This window comes from Kitasatospora sp. NPDC094016 (assembly GCF_040304045.1).
Lineage (GTDB): Bacteria > Actinomycetota > Actinomycetes > Streptomycetales > Streptomycetaceae > Kitasatospora.
Genome location: NZ_JBEOUK010000026.1, coordinates 23,737 through 50,555, shown reverse-complemented (window position 1 = coordinate 50,555; position 26,819 = coordinate 23,737). Strand labels below are relative to the sequence as shown.

Below are 26,819 nucleotides of genomic sequence, written 5' to 3'. Positions count from 1 at the left end.
CGGCCGCAGAACGCGGATCCGCATGGGCTTCCTCTTCGCGACGGGTCCGATCACCGATCGGACCCGGTCGCACCGGAAGCAGCGGACCGCCAGGTTCAACAGCGTGTGTCAACGCGTCCCGAGGACTGGCCCAAGGACTGAGCCGGCGCCTGGACCACCTGGGGCCGCACGAGGCACGCCGGAGGTCGGGCCCTCAAACCACCACGGACTCGACCGAGACCGGCCAGCTCATCCGGATCAGGCCGCCGTCCGTACCGTTGGTGACCTCCAGGTCCTCGACCAGGCCGGTGATCACCGCGAGGCCGAGGGTGTCCTCGTCCGGGTCCGCCTCCTCGGCGGCGCCGGGGGCCGGGACGGCGGCGGGGCCGGCCTCGTCCTCGACCTCGATGAGGAAACGCTTCTCCTGGTCGGTCAACGCGACCCGAACCGTGCCGCCGATGCCGCCGCGCTGGTGCAGGCCGACCGCACGGGAGCAGGCCTCACCGACCGCGAGCCGTACCTCGTCGAGCACCGACTCGTCGACCCCGGCCCGTCTCGCGACGGCCGCGGCGACCAGCCGGGCCGTTCGCACGTGCTCCGGAAGCGCGCTGAATCGAAGTTCGACGGTTGCCATCTCTCCCCTTCGGGGTGCTCCGACCGGGGCCGACGATGCGGCCCCTGCGGGCCGGCGGAACCGGCCCCTGGGCGGCCGGGAAGCACCGGGGCCAGCAGGCCCCGGCACCCCGGACGCGTGGGACGAACGGGCCGGCCACCACGGGCACGGGCCGGCCCGGCCGCGTCAGTCGGTCGCGTTGACCGCGTCGTCCACCGAGGTGTGGATCGGGAAGACCTTGGTCAGGCCGGTGATGCGGAAAATCTTCAGGATGCGCTCCTGGTTGCAGACCAGGCGCAGCGAGCCCTCGTGGGCACGCACCCGCTTCAGACCGCCCACCAGCACACCGAGGCCGGTCGAGTCGAGGAAGTCAACGCCTTCCATGTCGACGACGAGGTGGTACTTGCCGTCGTTGACGAGCTCGACCAGCTGCTCCCGCAGCTTCGGGGCGGTGTACACATCGATCTCGCCGCCAACCTCGACGACCGTACGATCGCCGACTGAACGGGTCGACAGGGACAGGTCCACGGAACCTCCAGCACCTTGCCTTGCTACGTCATGTGCGATCCTCGGCCGGCCGGCCGCCACCGCATGGTCGCGAGCCCGGGCGCACCCAGCCACACGTGGCAAGCCTCGGCGCTGCGACCCACGGCCATCCGGCCGTCACGGCCACATTCAACCACCTGCGACCATGCCCGCACGATGGCTTACGACGATTCTGCGTCACGCCGGTGACACACTGGGTCCTCATGCCGCCCCGACACAGCCTGCCCGAGGCACTGCTCACGACCCTGTCCACCAGCCGGGGGCGGTCCGATCGGCTCACCCATACGGAGCACCTTCCCGCCCGACCTGCGCGTTATGCGCCGTGGCCCGAGTCGATCCGGTCCGAGATCGTGGCCGCCGCGCTCGCCGTCGGTGTGGAGCAGCCCTGGGCGCACCAGGCAGAAGCGATGAAACTGGCCAAAAGCGGTCAGACTGTGGTGATCGCCACAGGCACCGCCTCGGGCAAGTCGCTCGGCTACCTGGCCCCGGTCCTCAGCGACCTGCTGGACGGCACCGAGGCCCGCAACGGCCGCGGCGCCACCGCGCTCTACCTCGCCCCGACCAAGGCGCTCGCCGCCGACCAGCGCCGCCGGGCCGCCGAACTCGCCCCACCCCGGGTCAGACCCGCCCTCTACGACGGCGACACCCCGCCCGAGGAACGCGAGTGGGTCCGCCAGTACGCCTCGTACGTGCTCACCAACCCGGACATGCTGCACCGCGGCATCCTGCCCGCCCACGCCCGCTGGGCCTCCTTCCTCAAGGTGCTGCGCTACGTGGTCGTCGACGAGTGCCACAGCTACCGGGGCGTGTTCGGCTCGCACGTCGCCCAGGTGCTCCGGCGGCTGCGCCGCGTCTGCGCCCGATACGGGTCGTCACCCACCTTCCTGCTCGCCTCCGCCACCACCGCCGACCCGGCCGCCACCGCCGAGCGCCTGACCGGCCTGCCCGCCCGGGCGGTCACCGAGGACGCCTCGCCGCGCGGACCGATGGTCTTCGGCCTCTGGGAGCCGCCGCTGACCGAGAACGTCGGCGAACACGGCGCGCCCGTCCGCCGCACGGCCACCGCCGAGGCCGCGCACCTGCTGACCGACCTGGTCGAGCGCCAGACCCGCACCGTCGTCTTCGTCCGCTCCCGCCGGGCCGCCGAACTCGTCGCCCTCCAGACCCAGGACCAGCTCGGCCGACCGCTCGCCGACCGGGTGGCCGCCTACCGCGGCGGCTACCTCGCCGACGAACGCCGGGCCCTGGAACGCGCGCTGCACACCGGCCGACTGCTCGGACTCGCCTCCACCTCCGCTCTCGAACTCGGCGTCGACGTCTCCGGCCTCGACGCCGTCCTGATGGCCGGCTACCCCGGCACCCGGGCCTCGCTCTGGCAGCAGGCCGGGCGGGCGGGCCGCGAGGCCCAGGGCGCGCTGGCCGTCCTGATCGCCCGGGACGACCCGCTCGACACCTACCTGGTGCACCACCCGGAGGCGCTGTTCGCGGCGCCCGTCGAAGCCACCGTGCTCGACCCGGACAACCCCCACGTGCTCGCGCCGCACCTGTGCGCGGCAGCCGCCGAACTCCCGCTCACCGACGCCGACCTGGAGCTGTTCGGCCCCTCCACCGCACCGCTGCTGCCCGTCCTGGAACGGCGCGGCCTGCTGCGCCGGCGCAGCGACGGCTCCTGGTACTGGACCCGCCGCGAACGCGCGGCCGACGCCGTCGACCTGCGCGGCAGCGGCGGCAGCCCGGTGCAGATCGTCGAGGCCGACACCGGCCGCCTGCTCGGCACGGTGGACGCCGCGGCCGCCCACACCACCGTCCACACCGGGGCCGTCCACCTGCACCAGGGCCGCACCTTCCTGGTCCGGGAACTCGACCTGGAGAACTCGGTCGCCCTGGTCGATCCGGCCGACCCGCCGTACACCACGGCCGCCCGCGACATCACCTCCATCTCCGTGCTCGACACCGACACCACCGTCGCCTGGGGCGAGGGCCGGCTCAGCTTCGGTTCGGTGGAGGTGGTCAACCAGGTGGTCGGCTACCTCCGGAAGCGGATCTCCACCGGGGAGATCATGGGCGAGAGCAAGCTCGACCTGCCGCCCCGCACGCTGCGCACCCGCGCGGTCTGGTGGTCCGTCACCGAGGACCAGCTACTGGACGCGGACCTTCCGCTCGACCAGCTGCCCGGCGCCGCCCACGCCGCCGAACACGCCTCGATCGGCCTGCTGCCACTGTTCGCCACCTGCGACCGCTGGGACATCGGCGGCGTCTCCGTCCCGCTGCACCCCGACACCGAACTGCCCACCGTGTTCGTCTACGACGGCCACCCGGGCGGGGCCGGCTTCGCCGAACGCGGCTTCCAACGGGCCGTCGAGTGGCTGACGGCCACGCGCGAGGCGATCGCCTCCTGCGAGTGCGAGCGCGGCTGTCCGTCCTGCGTCCAGTCACCCAAGTGCGGCAACGGGAACGAGCCGCTGGACAAGGCCGCGGCCGTCCAACTGCTGGACGTCCTGCTGGCCGGCGCCCCCAGGACGGCAGGCTCCGGGACGGCAGGCTCCGGGACGGCGGACCCCTCAGCGAGCTCCGAAGCGAACCACGGGTCGGACCCCGGGAAGGACTCCGAGAAGGACTCCGGGACGAAGCCCGAGCCGAGCGCGGACGGTGGGCCGTCGACCGGCTCATGAGCCCGCCGCCGACCCGCCGGTCGACCCGCCGAGGCCGTCCTCGGCGGCGGTGACCGCGGCCCGCACCGGCCCGGCCCGCGCCCTCGCCCGTGCCGGGCCGACCGGCAGACGCGCCGGCAGCCCACCGACCGTCACCTCGGCCACCACCTCGACGGCGTCCCCCGTCCGGTCCACCGTGCAGGACACCAGACCGGCGCCCTGCGCGGAGGCGATCCCCTCGGCCTGCCCGCACCCGCCGTCCGGGTCCAGCAGCAGCCGGTCCGCGGCCGCGAGCGCCGCCAAGTCGGCGGCGGACTCGGCCCGGTGCCGCGCGGCGACCACCGCTCCGACCGCGATCGTCCCGGCGAAGACCGCCGTGCCGAGCATCGCCAGGGCGAGCAGCCAGACCGTCGCCGAACCGGCGTCCGGCCCGCGCCCACCGACGGCGGCCGCCCGGGCGGTACGCGTCCTCGCCCACCGCCGCGCCCCCGACCGCACCCCGGTCAGGTCGGCCATGAACCACCACCTCCCGCGATTCCCGCACCTCCCGTGACCCCCACGAGGGTGTCCTCCCGCGCCGCCACCGCGGTCGCGCCCAGCCGCACCGCGAGCAACCCGCCGAGCCTGCCCGGCGCCCCGCACAGCGCGTCCACCTCCACCCGCACCACCTCCGCCGCCATCGCCACCCGCACCTGAGCCCCCGGCGGCGCGGCCGCGCGGGCGAGTTCGGCGGCGTCCGCCTCCCCGCGTGCGGCCGCCCTGGCCCCGACCCGGGCCGCGTCCACACAGCGGATCTGCGCGGCCGCCGCCAACACGCCCCAGATCAGCATCGCCGCGAGCAGGACGAGCGCCGGCAGGGCCACCGCGGTCTCCGCCGTGACGAAGCCCGCATCACCGCGCCGGCCCGGCCGCAGCGACCACGCCCGCCCGCCACCACGTGCCGGCGCCAGGCCAGGGCGGACCTTCGGCCTCCCGCCATCCACCCGAAGGCGGCGCGCGGCGGCGTCGGAGGGACACGATGCGGTGGGGGCGCCTCCCGACCGAAGGCCAGGGGCCACCAGGCGGCCGATGGCAACGCGACCAGACGCGTTCCCCAAGGCCGCCGCGCAGGCGAGAGTTCGCGGACGGTCGCTAGGTCGCATGAAGCGCCCGTTCCAGCGAATCGGTCAGCGCCCCCATGATGGTCGCGCTGGTCACCACCTTGTACAGCCCGGCCGCGAGGGCACACGCGGCCAGGGTGCCGACGGCGTATTCCGCCGTGGTCATCCCGGCGTCCGACCGGCCCCGGCTCCGGGCCATCCCGCGCATCCGGCGGGCGGCCCAGCGGCTCCTGCGCCGCCACACCCCGGGCGCGTGCCGGAGCGCGAGCCCGCTGCCGGGCCTCGTCGCGATCACTGCGGTCATGAATCTCTCCTGTCTCCGAAATACGAAATACCGAATACCGATGCCCCGCCGTACCGATGCCCCCGATGCCCCCGACGCCGCCTACGCGGCTGCCGCCAACGCCGCCGCCCTCGGCTTCGCCGCCGATCCGCTTGGCGCGGCCCCTCGTTCACCCGCCCTGGGCAAAGCGGGTGGTGAGGCCGATGACGACCGGCACCACGCCGATCAGGACGAAGGCCGGGAGGAAGCAGAGCCCGAGCGGAGCGGTGGCGAGCACCCCCGCCCGGCGGACCCGGGCGTGGGCCGCCCGGGCTGCCGCCGTCCGCCGCCCCTGCGCGAGCCCGATCAAGGGCTCGGCCGCCGGAGCCCCGCCGAGGCTCGTCCGGACCAGGCAGCGCGCCAGCGGGGCCAGCGACGGGTGCTGCTCGCCCAGACGGCTCCAGCACAGTTCCGGCGGCGCGCCCAGGGCCAGTTCGGCACCGATCGCGACCAGCCGGGGCCCCATCGGTGCCCCCACGCTCCGACCGACCGCCGACACCGCCGCCGAGGGTGAGGCCGCCGAACCGAGGCAGGCCGCCAACAGCTCCGCACTCAGCGGGAGTTGCCTGGTCAGCAGCTCCTCCTCCAGGACCGCCCGCCGCTCCGTCGGGGACCGCACCCGGGCCGACCACCGGTGCACGCCCGCCGCCAGCACCGCCCCGACGACCACCCCGACGGCGCCGCCCAGCAGCACCGCCGCGCCGACCCCGGCGCCCGCCGCCAGGACCACGGGCCGCCGACGCCCGCCGCCTCCACCACTACCGCCCGGAGCCGACGCCCCCGCCCCCTCCCCCGGCGCCACTCGCACCAACACTCGGCCGAGCACCCGCCGTTGTCGCGCCCACCCGCGCACCAGCACCGCGCCGGCCACCACCACCGGCCCCCCGGCGATCACCCACCCGAGTCCCCGGATCACCCCGACACCACCTGCGCCCGCGTCCGGACCCGCGCCCGTACCCGTGAGAGCCCGCAGCTCCCGCCGCCACCAGCACCCCGCGCCCCGGCAGCCCGCCGGGGTGCCTCCAGGGCGCCCTGAGGGCCCTCAGCGCCCTGAGCCGCCGCCCGGACGATGCGCGCCGTCCAGAGCACACCCAGGCCCTCCAGTGCCGCGCCCGCACCGAAGCACCCCAGCCCGGCCGGCGTGTGCAGCAGGACGCCCACCGGCCGGGCCCCGAGCGCCGACCCCAGCAGCAGCCCGGCGGCCGGCAGAGCCGCCAGGACGGCGATCGTGGTCCGCGGCCCCGCCAGTTCCCCGGCGATCTCCTCCGCCAGTGCCCGCTCACCGCGCAGCGCCTCCGCCACCCGGTCCAGCGCGACGGCCAGCCCCGACCCGCCGTCGGACGCTACCCGCCAACAGGCCGCGATCGCCGATGCCCCGCTCCCGCCCGGCAGTTCGGCGAGCAGGTGCAGCGCGGCGGGCACGTCCCCGCCGTACCGGCCCGCCGCGAGCCGCGCCACCGGCTCCTCGCCGAGCCGGCGCACCCCGTCCGGGTCGGCCGCGAGGCGGGCCGTGACCAGGTGCAACGCCTGCTCCGGCGTCGCCCCGCTGCGCAACTCCCCTGCCAGCCCCGCGCAGAGCTCCACCACGGCGGCCGCCCGCCGCCCGGCCTCCACCGTCACGCGCCGCCGCAGCCGCCACCGCCGCAGCGGCAGTACGGCCAGCCCGGCGGCGAGCACCGGCAGCGGCGAGGAGGTCGCCTGCCCGGCGGCCAACCCCACGGGCAGGAGCAGCAGTTCGGGCGCCCGCCAGTCGAACGGTCGGGGCCGGGCGCGCCCCGCAGTCACCGCCGGCGGGCCCGGCACCGGAACGGGCGGGGGCCCACTGCCGGCCAGCACCAGCCTGAACCGGCGCCCGCCCGGCAGCTGCTCCTGCACCGCACGCCACGCGGCGACGGCCACCAGGCACAACACCAATGCCCAGCAGAAAGAACTCTGAACGCCCATCACGTCAGGACCCTCCCGGTCGTCGGTCTTTCCTGTTCCACACCCCGAGCAGCGTCAGGGCGCCCGCCGCGCACCCGCCCAGCAGCAGGACGAACGCGAGTTCCGCCACCCGCACAGCCGCACCCGCACCCGCCAACCCGGTCACCGCCGCCGTCACGTCGGCCCCGCCCCGAGCGACACACCACGCACCGCCAGCAGCCCGACCAGCCGCTCCCAGCCCGCCCCGGGGAGCAGACCGCCCGAAACCGGGAACTCCACCGCCGGGGTGGTGACGGCCAGCCCGTCACGGCCGGCGGCCAGCGTGTGGATCTCCGCCACCCGGCGGCGCCCAGAGCCCGGCTCCCTGACCACGTGCACCACCAGATCGAGCGCGGCCCGGAGTTGGCTGTGCAGCGCGGGCCGGTCGAGCCCGGCGAGCGAGCCCAGCGCCTCCAGCCGGACCGGCACGTCCGCCGCCGTGTTGGCGTGCACCGTGCCGCAGCCGCCTTCGTGCCCGGTGTTCAACGCGGCCAGCAGGTCCGACACCTCGGCCCCGCGGACCTCTCCGATCACCAGCCGGTCCGGACGCATCCGCAGCGCCTGCCGGACGAGGTCCCGCAGCGTGAGCTCACCCAGCCCCTCCTGGTTGGGCGGTCTGCTCTGCAACCGGACTACGTGCGGATGGGCCGGCCGCAGTTCGGCGGAGTCCTCCGCGATCACGATCCGCTCCTGAGGCCCGACCAGGCCGAGCAGGGCCGCGAGCAGCGTGGTCTTGCCCGTGCCCGTCCCGCCGGACACCAGCAGCGACAGCCTGGCCCGCAGGATGCCGGCCAGCAGGCCGGCGCCCTCCGGCGGCAGTGCCCCGCCCGCCACCAGTTCGTCGAGCGTGAACGGCTGGGGCCGGCAGACCCGCAGCGAGATGTGCGTGCAGCCGGCCGCGATCGGCGGCAGCACGGCGTGCAGGCGGGTGCCGTCCGGCAGCCGGGCGTCCACCCAGGGCCGCGCGTCGTCCAGCCGCCGCCCGGCCGCGGTGGCCAACCGGTGGGCCAGCCGCCGTACCGCCTCGGCGTCGGCGAACCGGATTCCGGTGGCCCGGTGCAGACCGCCGCCACGGTCGATCCACACCTCGTCCGGACCGTTCACCAGGACGTCCGTGACATCGGGCGCCGCCAGCAGCCGCTCCAGCGGGCCCGCACCCACCAGTTCGGCGCGCAACGAGCGCACGGTGTCCAGGACTTCGTCCCCGCCGAGCGGCGGCCGGGTGGCCCGCAGCACGGCCGCGACCGACCCCGCCGTCGGGGCGGCACCCGACTCGGCCAGCCGCAGCCGGACCGCGTCCACCAGCTCCGCCGTCCGCTCCTCCCGGGCGGTGCGCCCGTACGGGCAGGGGTGGCGCGGTACTTCGGGTGGCCCGCCGGGCGGCGGCACGCTCCTGAGCGGCCGGTGCTCCCACGCACCGTCGCCCCGACTCTTCGGACCGCCCCCCGCCCGCACGGTGGGGCCTGTTCTGCGCAGACGGACCATCAGTACACACCTCCTCCGACCACCGGCACCGGCGGCAACACCTCGTCCAGGAAGGTCTCGCAGAAGCGCGCGAGCGGGCCGCCGTCCCGGATGCCGGGCGGGACGCCCTTCTCGACGTCCTCCGCCAGGCCGGGTTCCGGCTTCAACTCCCCCGCGAGCTCCAGCCGCAGCCCGCGGGCGATCCGGTGGGCCGGGAGTCCGGAGGTGCGCGGCGACCGCACCACCGCCCGGACGTCCCCGAGCCGCATCCGGGCGGCCGCCGCGACCCGGTCGGCGGCGGCCACCGCGCGCAGTTCGGCCGGCACCACCAGGAGCGCCAGGTCGGACTGCTCCAGCGCCTGCCCGGCGGCCGCGTCGAGATGGCGCGGCACGTCGACGACGACCAGCCCGCCGCGCCGCCGGGAGGCGGCCAGCACGCTGCGCATGGCCTCCGGCGGCACGGTCAGGGTGTCGCCGCGGTCCCAGGACAGGCAGGAGAGCGCGGAGAGCCGTTTGAGCACCGGTAGCGCCCTGGCCAGTTCGACCCCGCTGACCCGCCCGCGCGAGCCGGCCAGATCGGGCCAGCGCAGCCCGCGGGCCGCCTCGCCGCCGAGCAGGATGTCGAGGCCGCCGCCCAGCGGATCTCCGTCGATGAGCATCGTCCGCCGCCCAGCCCGCGCGGCCGTGACCGCGAGCGCGCAGGCCAGGGTCGAGGCCCCGGCCCCGCCCCGGCCGCCGAGCACGGCGACGGTGAGCGCCGGGGAACCGGCACCCTCGGCCGCGTCGGCGATCCGGTCGAGCAGCCAGGCCTCGGCGTCGGGGAGGAACAGCACGTGCTCGGCGCCGAGTTGGACGGCTCTGACCCACACCCCGGCGTCGTCGAGGTCCAGCCCGAGCAGCAGCACCCCGCCGCGCCGGCCGAGCCCGGAGCACCGGGTGGCCTGGTCGTCCCCGATGAGCACCAGTGAGGCGCCCTCCCAGAGCTCGCGCGGCGGTGGTGCGCCCCGGATCAGCCTCGGTTCGGTGCCGGCGGCCGCGCAGAGCCGCAGCAGGTGCTCGGCCAGGCCCTCGTCCTCGGTGACGACGAGCGGGCCGCTGGCCCCGGGCCCTTCTGTGGTGCTGTGGTCGGCGATCGGCGTCGACATGGTGGGCTCCCCTCTGCGCCGACGGCCGCCAGGGGCGGTCCGGGGCGCACGTCGGACGGTTCCGGCGGACGGCCGCCCGGCAGACCTCGTGGGAGAGAGGGAGATGAGATCCGCCCGGCGACCGCCGCCGACCATCACGGTGGGGGGAGATCGGGATTCCGTCATCCACGATGCGAATCCCTGTGGATAACTCGTGGGCTGTGGAGGAAAACGTTCACCCGGGCGAGGGATTAATCGTCAAGGAATTGACGATCGGGGATCACGGATGTGAACCGGAAGCCCGTCGCACCTTCGTCGGCCACTCGGCGGACCGTCCCGGCCGCCGCTCGGGCACCCCGCCGCAGCAGCCCGCCCCACCGATCGGAACCAGCCGAACAGCCATGGACAGCCATGAGCAAACAGCGACGCAGAGTGACGAAAGGTGGTCAGTGGACCAGGGTGTCTACACCCCCTGTACACCGTCGACGGGGCGGCCGCGGCGCTCGCCGCGAGGGGCCTTCAGGGCCTAAAAATGGCCCCGGACGTGCGACGACCCCCGCCGGGGGGGAGAGCGGGGGTCGTCTATCCACAGCCCGACTCGGGGGGGAGGAGCCGGACCGGGTTAGCACGGTCGCGAACGATCCGTGACTTCCATGGTGTACCCGAGCGGCCAGAAACACAAACCCGCACGCCCACGGGTACACCGAATGGCGGCCTGTTTTGCGGCTCCCTCTATCCTCGGTTCCCGTGGACACCACCGAGAACGCCGACGACCACGCCGACGAGTCCCCGGGCGAGGCCACCGGGCCCGCGCAGACCCGCTCACCCGTTCGCCCCAGGCCGGGCGGGCCGCGCACGGCGGCCTTCTTCGACCTGGACAAGACCATCATCGCCAAGTCGAGCGCGCTGGCCTTCAGCCGCCCCTTCTACCAGGGCGGTCTGATCAACCGTCGGGCCGTACTGCGGAGCGCGTACGCCCAGTTCGTCTTCCTGGTCGGTGGCGCGGACCACGACCAGATGGAGAAGATGCGCGAGTACCTCTCCTCGCTCACCCGGGGCTGGAACGTCCAGCAGGTCCGCGAGATCGTCGCGGAGACGCTGCACAACCTGATCGACCCGATCATCTACGACGAGGCCGCCTCACTGATCGAGCAGCACCACGCGGCCGGTCGGGACGTGGTGATCGTCAGCAGTTCGGGCTCCGAGGTGGTCGAGCCGATCGGCGCGCTGCTCGGCGCGGACCACGTGATCGCCACCCGGCTCAAGGTCGAGGACGGCTGCTACACCGGCGAGATCGAGTACTACGCCTACGCCGAGAACAAGGCCGCCGCCATCCGGGAGTTGGCCGAGTCCGAGGGCTACGACCTGACCGCGTCCTACGCCTACAGCGACTCCTCCACCGACCTGCCGCTGCTGGAGGCCGTCGGCCACCCGTCGGCGGTCAATCCCGACCGCGCGCTGCGGAAGGAGGCGCAGGCCCGGGAGTGGCCGGTGCTGGTCTTCGACCGGCCGGTGGAACTGCGGCGGCGGCTCCCGGAGTTCTCCGCGCCGAGCGGCTCGGTGCTGACGGCCGTGGCGATCGGGACGGCGGCCGTGACCGCCGGGGTGATCTGGTACCTGGCCCACCGGCGCCGCCCGGAGGCCTGAGCCACCCGCCGCGGGCCCCCGCCACGCGGGCGCCTGCGGGCTCCGCAACGCAGGCAAATCAGACAATCAGCACAGAGTTCTCTTTTCGGGTTCCCCTTTCGCCCGAAACGCGATACAAATGAAGCACGGCCCGCGAGACCCGGTCAGGACCTGAAGAGGTCAAACCGACAACGCAGTTAAGGCCCCACGGACCGCGTGTACAGATAACCGAGCACCCACATGCAGCCGACCCGCTGTCGGGCCGCTGGACCAGACGAACGGGCAGGATCCCCGTCTGATCAGCACTTCCGGTGCATGCATGGTCACCCGGTATCTGCACCAGCGGCGGCACCAGGCAGGATCGGGTGCCGCCGCATCTTCGTGCCGGAAGCGCCGGGAAGTGCCAGAAGCGCCCGCGCCCCCGCCGCGCCCGCGACCCGACCAATCGCGCTCAGACCATCCCGCGCTGCATCGCCTCGCAGACCGCCGTGCTCTCCCGCACCCCGAGCCGCAGCGCCCGCCCGCAGTGCGCGATCCAGGCCGCCATCCCCTCGGCCGTGCCCGCCAGGTAGCCGGCCAGGGCCCGCCGGTAGGCGTCGGTGCCGAGTTCCGCCAGCCCGACCTCGGCCGGGCAGATCGACTTCGGGTCGAGCCCCTCGGCGAGCAGCACGATCCGCTGGGCAGCCCGCGCGATCACGCCGTTGTGCGCCCCGAACGGCCGCAGCGCGAGCAGTTCGCCGTGCACCACGGAGGCGACCACCAGGGCCGGCGTCCCCACGCCCTGGCCCTCGGCGCGTGCCACCAGCAGCCGGGAGAGCTGGTCGAGCCGGGCCGCGACCTCCTCCGCGCCCGGGGCGGACGGCAGCACGGGCAGCGGTCCGTCCACCTGGACGACCTCGACGCTCTCCACCGGCTCGAGCCGCAGCGGGAACAGGTCCTCGGCGCCTTCACCCGTACGGCGGGGCCGCCCGGCGGACGGCTCGCCGTCGCCGACGGCGAGCAGGTGCAGCCGGGCCAGCACCTGGAGCGGCGAGTGCCGCCAGATGCTGAGCAGCTGGCCGGCCTCGGCGGCGATCCGCAGGGCCGCGCCGACCGTCCGGGCCTCGGGGTCCGCGCTGAAGTCGCTGCGGCGCCGGACCTCCTCCAGCGGCCAGTCGGCCCCGGCCAGCGCCGCCGACGCGCGGGCGCCGCGCAGCGCGGACTCGGAGGTGACCTCGGCCGCGCGGCGGCGCATCACCCGGTGGCCGTAGAGCCGGTCGACGGCCTTGCGGACCTCGGCCACGGCGTCGGGCACCCCGGGGAGCTGGGCCAGCGGGGCGAGGGGATCTGTTCCAGTGCTCACCTACCCGAGAGTAATGAACAGCCGCCCCCTCCCGGAACAGCAACCCCGGATCACCCGTTAGAGGCAATCCTCACTTCCCTCCGCCGAGGAGACCCAAACCCCGGCTAGCATGGCCGCTATCGGAGACGATAACTATTTCCAATTAGGGCGCCTCGGCATGTGCGGCCCCTGAACAGGTGGCCCCCGAGCGCGGGCCCAGAGCGAGAGCCGGAGTCCCAGATGAAGATCGCCTTCGTCGGCAAGGGCGGCAGCGGGAAGACCACGCTGTCCGCACTGTTCATCCGCCATCTGGCCGCAGCGGGCCGACCGGTCATCGCCGTCGACGCCGACATCAACCAGCACCTGGGCCCGGCCCTGGGTCTGACGGATGCCCAAGCCGCGGAGCTGCCCTCGCTCGGCGCGCACCTGCCGGAGATCAAGGAGTACCTGCGCGGCAGCAACCCGCTGATCCGCTCGGCCGACGAGATGATCAAGACCACGCCGCCCGGCCGGGGTTCGCGCCTGCTGCGGATCGTCGAGGAGAACCCGGTCTACGCCGCCTGCGCCCGCCCGATCGCCCTGGACGAGGGCTCGGTCCGGCTGCTGGCGACCGGCGCCTTCACCGAGGAGGACCTCGGGGTGGCCTGCTACCACTCCAAGGTCGGCGCGGTGGAACTGCTGCTCAACCACCTGCTGGACGGCCCCGACGAGTACCTGGTCACCGACATGACGGCGGGCTCGGACTCCTTCGCCTCCGGCCTGTTCACCCGCTTCGACCTGACCTTCCTGGTGGCCGAACCGACCCGCAAGGGCGTCTCCGTCTACCGCCAGTACAAGGACTACGCCCGCGACTTCGGCGTCCGGCTGCGGGTGATCGGCAACAAGGTGCAGGGCCCGGACGACCTGGCGTTCCTGCGCCGGGAGGTCGGCGACGACCTGCTCACCACCTTCGGGCACTCGGACTGGGTGCGCCGTCTGGAGCAGGGCGCCGAGCCGCCGCTGAAGTCGCTGGAGCCGGCCAACCGGGCCGTCCTGGAGGAGCTGCGGACCGAGGCCGAGTCCGCGTACGGGCAGCGGGACGTGCGCCGCTACACCGAGCAGGCCGTGCTCTTCCACGTGCGCAACGCGGAGAGTTGGGCCAACGCCAAGGTCGGCATCGACCTCGCGACCCAGGTGGACGAGGCCTTCGTGCTGGGCGGGCTCGGGGTCGGCGGCGAACGGCCCGCCCCGGCGGGTGCGCGCGTCTGACGCCGCTCCGCCCGAACGGGCCGTGGCCCTCCCCCCTTCCCCGGGGAGGGCCACGGCCCGTTCCGCACGTCCGGACCGCCCGGCGCCACCGAGCGCCCGGCCGCCCTCAGCTCCGCCAGCAGATTCCCAGCGGTTCGAACACCACCCAATGGGGTGAATCGGGGGGTTTTGCCCTTCCCTCCCGGAATGACGCTGTGCAAAGCTTTCATTACCCTCGGTTTACCGAGTCTTGATGGTCCGTCCCGACGGCCCTCGGCGAGACGTCCCGCACCTCGCCCAGGTCCCTGGCGGGCCCTGATGGTCAAGGTCCGGCCGGTGACACCCGCACTCCCCGCCGCGCCCTCGCCATCCCGCCACACCGTCGCGACCCACGACAGCCGATCCGCCCCGGAGCCCCACCCCGGACTCACCGCCGGACCTGACTGCGTTCGTTCCCCCGGACAGACGGGAAGACAATGACCCTCGACATCTCCAGCGCCCCCATCGCCTCCGACACCACCGACCACGCACCACCGGGCCCCGGCACCAAGGCCCGCTGGGCCCAGGACCTCTCCGCCTCCCTGGTGGTCTTCCTGATCGCCGTGCCGTTCTCCCTCGGCATCGCGCTCGCCACCGGCGCCCCGCTCACCGCCGGCCTCGCCGCCGCGGCCGTCGGGGGCATCGTCGTCGGACTGTTCGGCGGCACCCCGCTCCAGGTCAGCGGCCCCTCCGCCGCGCTGACCGTGATCACCGCCGGTTTGATCGTCCAGTACGGGTGGCGGGCCACCTGCGCCATCACGCTGGCCGCCGGGCTGCTCCAACTCCTGCTCGGCGTGCGCCGGGTGGCCCGGACCGCGCTCGCCGTCTCGCCCGCCATCGTGCACGGCATGCTGGCCGGGGTCGGACTCACCATCGCCATCGCGCAGCTGCACGTCGTCCTCGGCGGCTCCCCGCAGAGCTCCGCGATCGCCAACCTCCTCGCGCTGCCAGGCCAGTTGGCCGGGCCGCACCCGCCCGCGCTGCTCGCTGGATCGGTGACCGCGGCCGTCCTGCTGGGCTGGCCCCGACTCGGCCGACTCCCCGGCCCCGCGGGCGAGTTCGGCGCCAGGCTGGCCAAGGTGCCGGGCCCGCTGGCCGCCGTCGCCACCGCGACCGCGCTCGCCCTGGCCCTGGACCTGCGGCTCGCCCACATCGGGCTGCCCGCCTGGCAGCCGCACGCCCTCGTGCCCGCGCTGCCGCACGGCCCGCTGGCCGGAGTGCTGGCCGCCGTCCTGACCGTCACCGCCGTCGCCAGCGTGGAGTCGCTGCTGTCCGCCGTCGCGGTCGACCGGATGTCCCGCCGCACCGGCGACCTCGACCGCGAACTGCGCGGCCAGGGCCTGGCCAACATCGTCAGCGGGCTGGTCGGCGGGCTGCCCGTCGCCGGCGGCGCCGTCCGCAGCACCGCCAACGTGCGGGCCGGCGGCCAGAGCAGGTGGTCCTCGGTGCTGCACGGCGTCTGGGTGCTCGCCGCCGCACTGGCGCTGACCGGCGGGCTGCGCCGGATCCCGCTGGCCGCGCTGGCCGCGCTGGTGCTGGTGGTCGGGCTGCAGATGGTGAGCTTCGCGCACATCCGCAACGTGCACCGGCACCGCGAGTTCCCGGTCTACCTGACCACCGTGCTCGCCGTGGTGGCGCTCGGCGTGCTGTGGGGCGTCGCGCTCGGCGCCGGCACCGCCGTACTGCTCGCGCTCTACCGGCTGACCCGCGCCCACGTGGACGTGCTGGCCGGCCCGACGGGCGCGGTCACCGTCCAGACGCACGGGCCGCTCACCTTCACCGCCGTGCCCCGGCTGAGCCGGGCGCTGGCCGGGATCCCCTCCGGCGCCGAGGTCACCGTGGTCCACGACGGCTCCTTCCTGGACCACGCCGCGTACGAGACGCTGCACAGCTGGCGGACGGGCCACCAGGCCGCGGGCGGCCGGGTCTCGATGGTGACGCGCCGCAGCGACGACGAGGTGCTCGACCCCGACGGCACCGTCCGGGCGGGCAGCTCACCCGGCCCGCACCGCTGCCGGGCCTGGACGCCCTGGGTCGGCCACCACTGCGTCGAGCAGCAGGAGGATCCGCACGGCCGACTGCTGGACGGTGTCCGGGTGTTCCAGCAGCACACCGCCCCGCTGATCCGCCCCGAACTCGCCCGGCTGGCCCGGGAGGGGCAGACGCCCTCCCAGCTCTTCCTGACCTGCGCGGACTCCCGGATGGTCACCAGCATGATCACCAACAGCGGTCCGGGGGACCTGTTCACCGTCCGCAACGTCGGCAATCTGGTGCCGGCCCCGTACGAGCCCGGCGCGGCCGACGACTCGGTGGCGGCCGCGGTGCAGTACGCGGTCGAGGTCCTGGAGGTCGGCTCGATCACGATCTGTGGCCACTCCGGCTGCGGCGCGATGAAGGCCCTGCTGGACGGCGTGCACGAGCGCCCCGGGCCGCCCACTCCGCTGGCCCGCTGGCTGCGCAACGGCCGCGGCTCGCTGGACCGGCTCCGCCGGGTCCCCGCCGGGTTCGACGCGCGGCCGGTGGTGGACCTGGTGGAGCAGCTCTGCATCACCAACGTGGTCCAGCAGTTGGACCAGCTGCTGGCCAACCCGGCCGTGGAGCGCCGGGTGGAGGAGGGCACCCTGCGACTGGTCGGGATGTACTTCGACTTCGCGACCGCCCAGGCCTACGTACTCGACCGGGCCGAGGGGACGTTCAGTCCGATCGAGGCGCGCATCGGGACGGCGGCGGCCGGAACCACGGCCGGCCGGGCAGCGCCAGGGGCGCCGCCGAGCGGGCCGCTGGCGGGCGACACGCCCGAACGGGTGAATGAGGACGGCCGGGTTCCCGCCGGCGGCACCGAGGACGGCCCCCGGCTGGCCGCCTGAGAGCCGGGCCCGTGTCCCCGCCGGGCGGGCCGGGGCGCGGGCCCTCCGGCCGTCGTACGGCGCACCGCCCAGAAGAGGTGCGCCGTACGATGGTCCGTTCGACAGCCGGTCAAAGGTCTACACCAATTACCCGGAGGCTCTTGTCAAGTGCCCCATTCGCCTGGTGAGCTGTGCGCTGGGACACACGGGACAATCCCCACGCACGGGATCGTCTCCGATCATGACTCGATGAGGAGTGCGCGTTGAGCAACGAGAGCCTGGCCAACCTGCTCAAGGAGGAGCGGCGATTCGCTCCGCCGGCAGAGCTCGCCGCCGCCGCCAACGTCACCGCGGCCGCGTACGCGCAGGCCTCCGAGGACCGCCTGGGCTTCTGGGCCGAGCAGGCCCGCCGCCTCAGCTGGGCCGTCGAGCCGACCGAGACGCTGGACTGGTCCAACCCGCCCTTCGCCAAGTGGTTCGCCGACGGCAAGCTCAACGTGGCCTACAACTGCGTCGACCGCCACGTCGAGGCCGGCCACGGCGACCGGGTCGCGATCCACTTCGAGGGCGAGCCCGGCGACAGCCGCTCGATCACCTACGCCCAGCTCAAGGACGAGGTCTCGCAGGCCGCCAACGCGCTGCTGGAGCTCGGCGTCCGCAAGGGCGACCGGGTCGCGGTCTACCTGCCGATGATCGCCGAGGCGGTCGTCGCGATGCTCGCCTGTGCCCGGATCGGCGCCACCCACTCGGTGGTCTTCGGCGGCTTCTCCGCCGACGCCGTCGCCTCCCGCATCGAGGACGCCCAGGCCAAGCTCGTCATCACCGCCGACGGCGGCTACCGCCGCGGCAAGCCGTCCGCGCTCAAGCCGGCCATCGACGAGGCGCTCACCAAGGTCGACGGCGTCGAGCACGTCCTGGTGATCCGCCGCACCGGGCAGGACATCTCCTGGACCGAGGGCCGTGACGTCTGGTGGCACGAGATCACCGCGCGCCAGTCCACCGAGCACACCCCCGAGGCGCACGACGCCGAGCACCCGCTGTTCATCCTCTACACCTCGGGCACCACCGGTAAGCCCAAGGGCATCCTGCACACCTCGGGCGGCTACCTCACCCAGGCCAGCTACACCCACCACGCGGTCTTCGACCTCAAGCCGGAGACCGACGTCTACTGGTGCACCGCCGACATCGGCTGGGTCACCGGCCACTCGTACATCGTCTACGGCCCGCTCTCCAACGGCGCCACCCAGGTCATCTACGAGGGCACCCCGGACACCCCGCACCAGGGCCGGTTCTGGGAGATCGTCCAGAAGTACGGCGTGACGATCCTCTACACCGCGCCGACCGCGATCCGCACCTTCATGAAGTGGGGCGACGACATCCCCGCGAAGTTCGACCTGTCCTCGCTGCGGGTGCTGGGCAGCGTCGGCGAGCCGATCAACCCCGAGGCGTGGATCTGGTACCGCGAGCACATCGGCGCCGGCAAGACCCCGATCGTGGACACCTGGTGGCAGACCGAGACCGGCGCCATGATGATCAGCCCGCTGCCGGGCGTCACCGAGACCAAGCCGGGCTCGGCCCAGCGCGCCCTGCCGGGCATCGCGGCCACCGTGGTCGACGACGAGGCCAACGAGGTCCCGAACGGCTCCGGCGGCTACCTGGTGCTCACCGAGCCGTGGCCGTCCATGCTGCGCACCATCTGGGGCGACGACCAGCGCTACATCGACACCTACTGGTCGCGCTTCGCGGGCCGCTACTTCGCCGGTGACGGCGCCAAGAAGGACGAGGACGGCGACATCTGGCTGCTCGGCCGGGTCGACGACGTCATGCTCGTCTCGGGCCACAACATCTCCACCACCGAGGTCGAGTCGGCCCTGGTCGGCCACCCGTCGGTGGCCGAGTCCGCCGTGGTCGGCGCCGCGGACGCCACCACCGGCCAGGCCATCGTCGCCTTCGTGATCCTGCGCGGCGGCGCCACCGAGAGCCCGGAGCTGGTCGAGGAGCTGCGCGCGCACGTCGGCCGTACCCTCGGCCCGATCGCCAAGCCGAAGCAGGTCAAGGTGGTCGGCGAGCTGCCGAAGACCCGCTCCGGCAAGATCATGCGCCGTCTGCTGCGCGACATCGCCGAGGGCCGCGAGGTCGGTGACACCACCACCCTCGCCGACAGCACGGTGATGAGCCAGATCCAGGCCCAGCTGCCGCCGGCGGGTGGCAACGGCTGAGCCGACCGGCACGGTGAAGCGTGCCCCGGGCGGTGGTCACCGCCCGGGGCACAGCCATGCCGTGGGTCCGAAGCCCACGTCCGGTCGGCCTCCGGGGTGTGCTGCGGGGCGGCCGGGAGCAGGCGGTGCCCCGCGACCAACGGTGCCGCGTTCACCCGTCCGCACGCGGCCTGGGCCATTCGGGTGCCGCGCCACTGCTCCTCCGGAGTGCAGAACCAGCCCGTAGGGCTTAAGTCCTTTAATAGGACAATCCGGATGTCACCCGAACGATCCCCTAGACTGTTAACGACGCATCAAGATCCCTGGACGGGAATCCGAGCGTCACAGGGCGCGCCGGGAAGTCTGGTCGGCAACTGCACCACCCGTGCATCCGTTGCCGCTCCCAGCCCCTCAGGAGGTCCTCGTGACCGACCAGCCGCCCGTCCACGAGCCGACGACCCGCCGCCGGCAGCTGCTCGGCCGGCTGTCCCTGCCCGAGCGGACGTTCATCACCGACGCCCTGCGCACCGAGACCGTCGGCGGCGTACTGCTGCTGCTCGCCGCCGTGGTCGCACTGGTCTGGGCCAACGTCTGGCCGCACGCGTACGAGAGCGTCCTCGACTACACCGTCGGACCGTCCGCCCCGCTGCACCTCGACCTCACCCTCGGCAACTGGGCCAAGGACGGCCTGCTGACGATCTTCTTCTTCGTGGCCGGGATCGAGCTCAAGCGCGAGTTCGTCGCGGGCGAGCTGCGCACCCCGAGCGCCGCGCTGCTCCCGGTGGTGGCCGCCGTCTGCGGGGTCGCGCTGCCGGCGATCCTGTTCGCCCTCGTCAACTCGGGCAGCGGCGGTCACCCCAGCGGTTGGGCCATCCCGACCGCCACCGACATCGCCTTCGCGCTCGGCGTGCTGGCCGTGGTCGGCAGCCACCTGCCATCCGCCCTGCGCGCCTTCCTGCTCACCCTCGCCGTGGTGGACGACCTGATCGCGATCCTGATCATCGCGGTCTTCTACAGCTCCGGCATCAAGTTCTGGGCGCTCGGCCTGGCCTTCGCCGGCCTGGTGCTGTTCTGGTTCCTGCACCGGCGCGGGGTGCACGGCTGGTACCTGTTCGTGCCGCTGGCCGTCGTGAACTGGGCACTGATGCACGAGAGCGGCATCCACGCCACGGTCGCGGGCGTCGCGATGGGCCTGATGCTGCGCTGCCACCGGAAGGGCGACGAGCAGCACTCCCCCGGCGAGCACATCGAGCACCTGGTCCGCCCGATCTCGGCCGGCCTGGCCGTCCCGGTGTTCGCGCTGTTCGCCGCCGGGGTGACGATCTCCGGCCCGACGCTGCGCGAGGTGTTCACCCAGGCCACGCCGCTCGGCATCGTCATCGGCCTGCTGGTCGGCAAGACGGTGGGCATATTCGGCGGCACCTGGCTGGCCGCCCGGTTCACCCGGGCCGAGCTGAACCCGAAGCTCAAGTGGGCCGACATGTTCGCGGTCTCGGTGCTCGCGGGCATCGGCTTCACCGTCTCGCTGCTGATCAGCGAACTGGCGTTCCGCGACGACCTGGCCCTCGCCGACCTCTCCAAGACGGCCGTCCTGGTCGGCTCGCTGCTCTGCGCGACGGTGGCCACCGTGCTGCTCAAGCTCCGCAACCGGCACTACCGCGCGCTGTGCGAGGAGGAGGACCGGGACGTGGACGGCGACGGCGTCCCGGACGTCTACCAGGAGGACGACCCGGCCTGGCGGGCCCGGGCCGCCGGGCTCGCCCCGCGACCCGACGGCGAGGGGCCGCAGACGCCCCGCTGAGGCCCGCCGGCGGCCCGGCAGTGCCCGGACACGTCCCCCCGGCGGGGCCCCGGAGTGGTGTGCGACTGACCGGTAGGGGCATGATTCTGAGCTGTCGACAGTCCACAGACGCCTCCGGGCCCCTCCGGCCCCCCGAACCGCACCACGCGGCGGCGTCACGCCGCACAGCCGCAGAGGAGAACCGCTGATGCCCGCAGGAGCCGCAGACCCGTCCAGCAACGGCCGGGCGCCCTACGAGGGCGAGCGTTCGGTGGGGCAGCTGTTCGCGGCGGCCACCGCCGACCTGTCCGCACTGGTCCACGACGAGATCGCGCTCGCCAAGGCCGAGATCCGGGCGGACGTCAAGCGCGGCGTCTCCGGGGGCGTCTCGCTGGGCGTCGCCGCCGTGGTGGCGCTGGCCGCCGTCCCGATGCTGAGCGCCGCGGCGGCCTTCGGCATCCACGCGCTGGGACTGTCGCTCGGCTGGTCGTTCCTCATCGTGGCCGGCGCCTACCTGCTGCTCGCGGTGCTGCTCGGGCTGATGGCCTGGCGCTCGTTCAAGCGGATCGAGAAGCCGCACCGCACCATCGAGGGCGCCCAGAAGACCGCCGACGTGCTGAAGAACGCCCGGCCTCGGCCGGCCACCAAGGAGGAGATCGACCGGGCCCTGGGCCGCATCCCGTAACGGCCCTTCCGGCGGCGGCGCACAGCCGCCCGCCCGGACCCGCCGGGAGCGAGTACCGGGCGCCGTCCGGCGCACGGATGTGACACGCTCTCGGTATGCCGCTTGACCAGAAGCCCGTGCCCGCGCAGCCGTCCGCCGACTCCGGACCCGACCTGGCACCCGGGGGGGAGCCCGCCGAGGAGAGCCCCGGCACCGCCCCCGGCACCGCCCCGGACGGCGGCGCCGAGGCCTGGAGCGTCCGGCAGAGCGGCCCGTGGACGCACCGCGACCTCGCGGCCAACGGCGCCCGGTTCCACATCGCCGAACTGGGCTCGGGCCCGCTGGTGCTGCTGGTGCACGGCTGGCCCGAGTACTGGTGGGCCTGGCGCCACCAGCTGACCGCGCTCGCCGAGGCCGGCTACCGCGCGGTGGCGCTCGACCTGCGGGGCATCGGCGGCAGCGACCGCACCCCGCGCGGGTACGACCCGGGCAACCTCGCGCTGGACATCACCGGGGTGATCCGCTCGCTCGGCGAACGCCGGGCGCACCTGGTCGGGCACGCCGCCGGCGGCACGCTGGCCTGGGTGGCGGCGGTGATGCGCCCGTCGGTGATCCAGAGCCTCACCGTGGTCTCCGCCGCGCACCCCCGGGACCTGCGCCGGGCCCTGCTGACCGACCGCCGCCAGGCGGCCGCCTTCGAGCACGTGCTGGGCTTCCAGCGGCCGTGGATACCGGAACGCCGCCTGGTGGCCGACGACGCAGCGCTGGTCAGCCGCTACCTGGACGCCTGGGCCGGTCCGAACCGGCTGGACGAGGAGGCGGTGCACGCGTACCGGCAGGCCATCCAGATCCCCAGCACGGCGCACTGCTCGATCGAGCCGTACCGCTGGCTGCTGCGCTCGATGGCGCGCCCGGACGGCATCCAGTTCGCCCGGCGGATGAAGAAGCCGATCACGGCGCCGACCCTGCACGTCCAGGGCGCGGCGGACCCGGTGCTGCTGTCGCACACCGCGCTGGGCGGCGGCGAGTACGTGGCGGCACCGTACCGCTGGCGGCTGATGCCGGGGGTCGGGCACTTCCCGCACGAGGAGGCCCCGGAGCAGTTCACCGCGGAGTTGCTGGACTGGGTCGGCCGTCACAAGGAGTGACGACACAGGAGCGGCGAAGGGCCCGCGAGGGAAGGGCCCTTGGTCCCAACTCCCTTGATCTGACGCACATATGACAACCGCATAGGCCAATTTCGACCCGTGCCCGGCGGTTACCTCCACCGGCCCAGGGGCATCCATTCCGGTATGACCTGGATGCCCGATCGCGGCGGCGCCCCGCGCGCCCGACGCCACAACAGCTCCCAGCGCTCCGCCCACCGCCCCGACTGGGCGGACGACCTCGGCTACGACGGCCCCGACCGCCGTCCGCGCCCGGCGCAGCGGCAGCAGCTCGGCATCCCCCGCATCCTCGGCCGGCGCGCCCGCTGGGTCGGCGCACGACTGCGGCGCGAGACCTGAGGCCTCGCGCCGCGTCGTCCGGCCGGTCGGTCCCGTCGGCCGGGTCGGCCGGCCGACCGGTCCCGCCGGTCAGTTCACGAGCGTCGGCGACACCGCGGTGAACCAGAGCAGGACGAAGGTCGCCACCGACATGATCGGCACCAGCACCTTGGTCTCGACGTCGTTGCCGCTGCGCTTGATCAGCACCACCTCGTAGCGCTCCTTGTGCGGCCAGAGCAGCGGCGCGCCCTTCTTGGTCAGGCAGTCGCCCAGCAGGTGCGCCAGGGTGCCCAGCGCCACCGCGTACGGCAGCCAGCCCGGCGAGTTCGGCATCCAGGTGTTCATCCCGAAGGTGCCGAGCGCGGACAGCCCGATGACGGTGATCCAGCTCTCCGGGCGGTCCCCCGGCGGGCAGAGCCGCAGCGCCCGGATCGCGAGCGCGAGCAGGAAGAACGTCAGCACCAGGGTGAAGTTGCGGCCCAGGTAGGTGACGCCCGCCCAGGTGCCGGCGCCCATCAGCGCGACGAACAGCAGCGAGTGGGTGGCGTGCCGGTGCCCGCCGGAGGCCCAGGCCACGAAGCGGCAGAGCGCCTTGGAGATCGGGCCCAGGAAGTTGGCGATCGAGCCGTCGTGGTGGTCGAGGTCCGGCAGCAGGGCCGCCCCCGCGCACAGCACCGTGCCCATCAGTATGTCCGCCGGCTGCAGCGTGGTGTGCAGCAGCAGCGGGGGCAGGAACGGTGCGGAGGCGGCGTACAGCATCGCCCCACTGACCGCGTGCGAGTGACCCATCATCGGACTACCACGACCTCCCGTAAGACTCACTCCGGGACGGCGCCCGGTTGAGCCGAACGGGTGAGCGCGGCAGAGGCTACCAGGGCGGACTGACGGTGTGACGGATATCGGATCGTCGGATCCGGCGCGTCGGACCGCCCCGGGGCCCGGTCAGAGCGCGCAGCCCTGGGTGTCCACCCGGGCGCTCGCGCTGCCGCCCTTCTCCGCGTCCTCCCGCACCTCGGCCGCGGTCAGCACGTACCCGGTGTCGGCACTGTCCAGCGACTTGGCGAACACCACGCCGTAGACCTGGCCGTCCGGGGTGAGCAGCGGGCCGCCGCTGTTGCCCTGGCGGACCAGCGAGCGGACCGAGTAGACGTCGCGGACCACCTGGCCGCGATGGTAGATGTCCGGGCCGTTGGCCTGGATCCGGCCGCGGATACGGGCCGGCTGGACGTTGAAGGCGCCGTTCTCCGGGAAGCCCGCCACGATCGCGCTGTCGTTGGTCTTCGCCTCGCCCGCGAACGACAGCGGGGGCGCGTTCAGCTTGGGCACGTCCAGGACGGCGATGTCGCGCTGCCAGTCGTAGCGGACCACCGTCGCGTCGTACAGCTGGCCGACCCCGCCGATCTGCACGGTCGGCTCGTCGACCCCGCCGACCACGTGGGCGTTGGTCATCACCCGGTGCGGGGCGAAGACGAAACCGCTGCCCTCCAGGGTCTTGCTGCAGGAGGTGGCGGTGCCGACCACCTTGACCAGGCTCTGCTTGGCCCGCGCCACCGCCGGGCTGCCGGCCAGCGCCGGGTCGGGGGTGTCGACCTGGGTGATCGGCTCGTGCTCGAAGGGGTTGAAGACCTGCGGGAAGCCGTTGCGGGCCAGCACCTTGGAGAAGTCCGAGAACCAGTTCGGCGCGTCGTCGGGCAGCGCGTTCTGCACGCCGCCGAGGATCGCCGAGGAACGGACCTGCTTGGACACCGTCGGCAGCGACGCCCCGGCCAGCGCCGAGCCGATCAGCCAGGCCACCAGCAGCATCGAGACCACGTTCACGGCCGCGCCGCCGGTCGCGTCCAGCACCCGCGCCGGACGGCGGCCGATGTGGCCCCGGAGCTTCCAGCCGAAGTGCGCGGTGACCGCCTGGCCGATCGCGGCGCACACGATCACCACCACCACCGCCACCACCGAGGCCGTGGTGCCCGGGCTGAGGTGGTCGAGCAGCAGCGGCAGCAGTTGGACGGCCAGCAGGCCGCCGCCCAGGAAGCCGACCAGGGACAGGACACCCACGACGAAGCCCTGCCGGTAGCCCGACACGGCGAATGCCACGGCAGCGGCGATCAGCAGCACATCCAGGACGTTCACCCGGACACCCTCCCACGGCCCGCGGCCCGGCCGTGCAGACGGCCCCTCACGTGGGACCGGCGTTGCCGCCGGGCAGCGCCCGGGAGTGGTCGAGATCGCCCTGCACCAGGGCCAGCGCCTCGTCCGAGAGGTCGACGATCCGGGACGGATCCCAGGGCAGCTCCAGCCCGCCGTGATGCAGCACCCGGTCGATCACCCCGGCCGTGAACCCCCAGACCAGCCGCCCGGCCACCGCGAAGGCCGGCCCCACGTGCCCGGACGGGTGGCGCAGCCGCACCCGGTTCGCCGGGTCGGCCAGATCGGCGACCGGCACCCGGAACACCGCGCCGGTCTCGCCCTGGTCCACCGGCCGCACCGGCGACTCCTCGCGCCACCAGCCCAGCACCGGCGTCACCACGAACCGGCTGACCGGGATGTACAGCGCCGGCAGCACCGCGAACACCTGCACCCCGGCCGGGTCCAGCCCGGTCTCCTCCCAGGCCTCGCGCAGCGCCGCCGCGACCGGGCCCGGGCCGTCCGGGTCACCGTCCTGCGGATCCAGCGCACCGCCCGGGAAGGACGGCTGCCCGGCGTGCGAGCGCAGCGAGCGGGCCCGCTCGATCAGCAGCAGGTCCGGCCCGTCCGGGCCCTCGCCGAACAGCATCAGCACCGCCGCCGCCCGGCCGCCCTCCGCCGGCGGCAGGAAGCGGCTCAGCTGCTCCGGCAGCACCCGCTCGGCCGCCTCCCGCACCGGCTCCAGCCAGGCCGGCAGGCCGTCCCCCTCGACCACCCGCACCACCGACGGCTCCGGCGCCCGCCGTGCCTCGCGGGTCACTCGCCCACCGCCAGGTCCGCGATCCGCCCCTGGTGCTCGGCGGCGTCGGCCCGGGCGGCGGCCTCCCCCGGGAAGTCCCCCGGCGGCCTCAGCCGCTGCCCGGGCTGCCCGCCCAGCTCGTACTTGAGCAGCTTGCGCGCCTTCTCCGGGTCGGTCTCGCCCTCCCCGTACGACGGGCAGAGCGGCGCGACCGGGCAGGCGCCGCAGGCGGGCTTGCGGGAGTGGCAGATCCGGCGGCCGTGGAAGACCACCCGGTGCGACAGCATCGTCCACTCCGACTTCGGGAAGATCTCGGCGACGGCCGCCTCGACCTTCACCGGGTCCTCCTCGGCGGTCCAGCCGAACCGCCGGGCCAGCCGCCCGAAATGCGTGTCCACGGTGATCCCGGGCACCCCGAAGGCGTTGCCGAGGACCACGTTGGCGGTCTTGCGGCCCACGCCCGGCAGCGTCACCAGGTCGTCCAGGCGGCCCGGGACCTCGCCGCCGAAGTCGTCGCGCAGGGCGATCGAGAGGCCGATCAGCGACTTCGCCTTGTTCCGGAAGAACCCGGTCGGGCGGATGACCTCCTCCAGCTCCTCCGGGTTCGCCGCCGCCATGTCCTCCGGCGTCGGGTACTTCGCGAACAGCGCCGGCGTCGTCTGGTTCACCCGCAGGTCCGTCGTCTGCGCCGACAGCACCGTCGCCACCAGCAGCTGGAACGGGTTCTCGAAGTCCAGCTCCGGATGCGCGTACGGGTACAGCTCCGTCAACTCGCGGTTGATCCGCCGTGCCCGCCGCACCATCGCCAGGTGCGACTCCGGCTTCCCCGGCTTCACCCCCGGCACGGCCTTCGCCTTCGGTGCCGCCGCCCGGACCTTGCTCTCTGCCATGCACGAAGGCTACGCCGAACGGCCCACGGCGGGCAGCGGATCACCGGAGCCCGCGGCAGCCGC

General features: G+C 74.1%; 23 protein-coding genes. 9 read left to right on the top strand and 14 right to left on the bottom strand.

The window, feature by feature from the left end; translation table 11 throughout:
- Positions 1 to 193 precede the first annotated feature (193 nt).
- Complete coding sequence (locus ABT015_RS23240) at positions 194 to 613, bottom strand: ATP-binding protein (protein WP_350882018.1); 420 nt, start codon at positions 611 to 613, stop codon at positions 194 to 196.
- A 165-nt stretch (positions 614 to 778) separates the two neighbouring features.
- Entirely contained in the window at positions 779 to 1,120 is a 342-nt protein-coding gene (gene bldG, locus ABT015_RS23235) for an anti-sigma factor antagonist BldG (RefSeq protein WP_049659132.1), read from the bottom strand.
- Between the two features lie 221 nt (positions 1,121 to 1,341).
- Between bldG and ABT015_RS23230 the strand changes: the two genes are divergently transcribed.
- Positions 1,342 to 3,810 carry a DEAD/DEAH box helicase gene (locus ABT015_RS23230; RefSeq protein WP_350882016.1) on the top strand — a complete coding sequence of 823 codons (2,469 nt, stop codon included), beginning with the start codon at positions 1,342 to 1,344 and terminating at the stop codon, positions 3,808 to 3,810.
- On the opposite strand, the gene ABT015_RS23225 is transcribed toward ABT015_RS23230, so the two are convergent.
- The 7 genes from ABT015_RS23225 to ssd form a co-directional block, all read right to left on the bottom strand.
- The gene (locus ABT015_RS23225) at positions 3,805 to 4,305 is read right to left on the bottom strand and encodes an Rv3654c family TadE-like protein (protein ID WP_350882013.1); all 501 of its coding nucleotides are present in this window, start codon (positions 4,303 to 4,305) and stop codon (positions 3,805 to 3,807) included. The two genes, ABT015_RS23230 and ABT015_RS23225, sit on opposite strands and share 6 nt — an antisense overlap.
- A complete protein-coding gene (locus ABT015_RS23220) occupies positions 4,293 to 4,652 on the bottom strand; it encodes a TadE family type IV pilus minor pilin (RefSeq protein WP_350882011.1) in 360 nt (119 codons plus the stop codon). The genes ABT015_RS23225 and ABT015_RS23220 overlap by 13 nt, the downstream gene beginning before the upstream one ends.
- A gap of 268 nt (positions 4,653 to 4,920) precedes the next feature.
- Entirely contained in the window at positions 4,921 to 5,193 is a 273-nt protein-coding gene (locus tag ABT015_RS23215; RefSeq protein ID WP_350882009.1) for a DUF4244 domain-containing protein, read from the bottom strand.
- A gap of 148 nt (positions 5,194 to 5,341) precedes the next feature.
- Positions 5,342 to 5,941, bottom strand: a complete 600-nt coding sequence (locus ABT015_RS23210; RefSeq protein ID WP_350882007.1) for a type II secretion system F family protein — start codon at positions 5,939 to 5,941, stop codon at positions 5,342 to 5,344.
- Positions 5,942 to 6,123: 182 nt separating this feature from the next.
- Positions 6,124 to 7,110 carry a type II secretion system F family protein gene (locus ABT015_RS23205; protein WP_350882005.1) on the bottom strand — a complete coding sequence of 329 codons (987 nt, stop codon included), beginning with the start codon at positions 7,108 to 7,110 and terminating at the stop codon, positions 6,124 to 6,126.
- A gap of 198 nt (positions 7,111 to 7,308) precedes the next feature.
- Entirely contained in the window at positions 7,309 to 8,478 is a 1,170-nt protein-coding gene (locus tag ABT015_RS23200; RefSeq protein WP_350882094.1) for a TadA family conjugal transfer-associated ATPase, read from the bottom strand.
- A gap of 179 nt (positions 8,479 to 8,657) precedes the next feature.
- Positions 8,658 to 9,782, bottom strand: a complete 1,125-nt coding sequence (gene ssd, locus ABT015_RS23195; protein ID WP_350882003.1) for a septum site-determining protein Ssd — start codon at positions 9,780 to 9,782, stop codon at positions 8,658 to 8,660.
- Positions 9,783 to 10,508: 726 nt separating this feature from the next.
- On the opposite strand from ssd, the gene ABT015_RS23190 reads away from it, so the two are divergent.
- Complete coding sequence (locus ABT015_RS23190) at positions 10,509 to 11,408, top strand: HAD family hydrolase (protein WP_350882001.1); 900 nt, start codon at positions 10,509 to 10,511, stop codon at positions 11,406 to 11,408.
- Between the two features lie 430 nt (positions 11,409 to 11,838).
- Here ABT015_RS23190 and ABT015_RS23185 read toward each other — a convergent pair whose 3' ends face one another.
- A complete protein-coding gene (locus ABT015_RS23185; RefSeq protein ID WP_350881999.1) occupies positions 11,839 to 12,729 on the bottom strand; it encodes a Fic family protein in 891 nt (296 codons plus the stop codon).
- A gap of 219 nt (positions 12,730 to 12,948) precedes the next feature.
- On the opposite strand from ABT015_RS23185, the gene ABT015_RS23180 reads away from it, so the two are divergent.
- The 7 genes from ABT015_RS23180 to ABT015_RS23150 all read left to right on the top strand — a co-directional run bounded on the left by ABT015_RS23180 (position 12,949) and on the right by ABT015_RS23150 (position 22,967).
- Positions 12,949 to 13,956: an ATP-binding protein gene (locus ABT015_RS23180; protein ID WP_350881997.1), complete on the top strand. Its 1,008-nt coding sequence runs from the start codon at positions 12,949 to 12,951 to the stop codon at positions 13,954 to 13,956.
- A gap of 455 nt (positions 13,957 to 14,411) precedes the next feature.
- The gene (locus tag ABT015_RS23175; protein ID WP_350881995.1) at positions 14,412 to 16,841 is read left to right on the top strand and encodes a SulP family inorganic anion transporter; all 2,430 of its coding nucleotides are present in this window, start codon (positions 14,412 to 14,414) and stop codon (positions 16,839 to 16,841) included.
- Between the two features lie 242 nt (positions 16,842 to 17,083).
- Positions 17,084 to 19,039 carry an acetate--CoA ligase gene (acs, locus tag ABT015_RS23170; RefSeq protein ID WP_350881993.1) on the top strand — a complete coding sequence of 652 codons (1,956 nt, stop codon included), beginning with the start codon at positions 17,084 to 17,086 and terminating at the stop codon, positions 19,037 to 19,039.
- 403 nt (positions 19,040 to 19,442) lie between these two features.
- Positions 19,443 to 20,819, top strand: coding sequence for a Na+/H+ antiporter NhaA (gene nhaA, locus ABT015_RS23165; protein WP_350881991.1), 1,377 nt, complete (start codon positions 19,443 to 19,445; stop codon positions 20,817 to 20,819).
- A 187-nt stretch (positions 20,820 to 21,006) separates the two neighbouring features.
- On the top strand, positions 21,007 to 21,483 hold the full coding sequence (locus ABT015_RS23160) for a phage holin family protein (protein WP_063348673.1): 477 nt from the start codon (positions 21,007 to 21,009) through the stop codon (positions 21,481 to 21,483).
- Between the two features lie 95 nt (positions 21,484 to 21,578).
- Positions 21,579 to 22,610: an alpha/beta fold hydrolase gene (locus tag ABT015_RS23155; RefSeq protein ID WP_350881988.1), complete on the top strand. Its 1,032-nt coding sequence runs from the start codon at positions 21,579 to 21,581 to the stop codon at positions 22,608 to 22,610.
- Positions 22,611 to 22,754: 144 nt separating this feature from the next.
- The gene (locus tag ABT015_RS23150; RefSeq protein ID WP_350881986.1) at positions 22,755 to 22,967 is read left to right on the top strand and encodes a hypothetical protein; all 213 of its coding nucleotides are present in this window, start codon (positions 22,755 to 22,757) and stop codon (positions 22,965 to 22,967) included.
- Positions 22,968 to 23,036: 69 nt separating this feature from the next.
- Here the strand turns inward: ABT015_RS23150 and ABT015_RS23145 are convergent, their stop codons facing one another.
- The 4 genes from ABT015_RS23145 to nth form a co-directional block, all read right to left on the bottom strand.
- Positions 23,037 to 23,738, bottom strand: a complete 702-nt coding sequence (locus tag ABT015_RS23145) for a metal-dependent hydrolase (protein WP_350881984.1) — start codon at positions 23,736 to 23,738, stop codon at positions 23,037 to 23,039.
- A 150-nt stretch (positions 23,739 to 23,888) separates the two neighbouring features.
- Positions 23,889 to 25,073, bottom strand: a complete 1,185-nt coding sequence (locus ABT015_RS23140; RefSeq protein WP_350881982.1) for a MarP family serine protease — start codon at positions 25,071 to 25,073, stop codon at positions 23,889 to 23,891.
- 46 nt (positions 25,074 to 25,119) lie between these two features.
- Positions 25,120 to 25,887 carry an NUDIX hydrolase gene (locus ABT015_RS23135; RefSeq protein ID WP_350881981.1) on the bottom strand — a complete coding sequence of 256 codons (768 nt, stop codon included), beginning with the start codon at positions 25,885 to 25,887 and terminating at the stop codon, positions 25,120 to 25,122.
- Entirely contained in the window at positions 25,884 to 26,756 is an 873-nt protein-coding gene (gene nth / locus ABT015_RS23130) for an endonuclease III (RefSeq protein WP_350881979.1), read from the bottom strand. The genes ABT015_RS23135 and nth overlap by 4 nt, the downstream gene beginning before the upstream one ends.
- Positions 26,757 to 26,819: the final 63 nt, after the last annotated feature.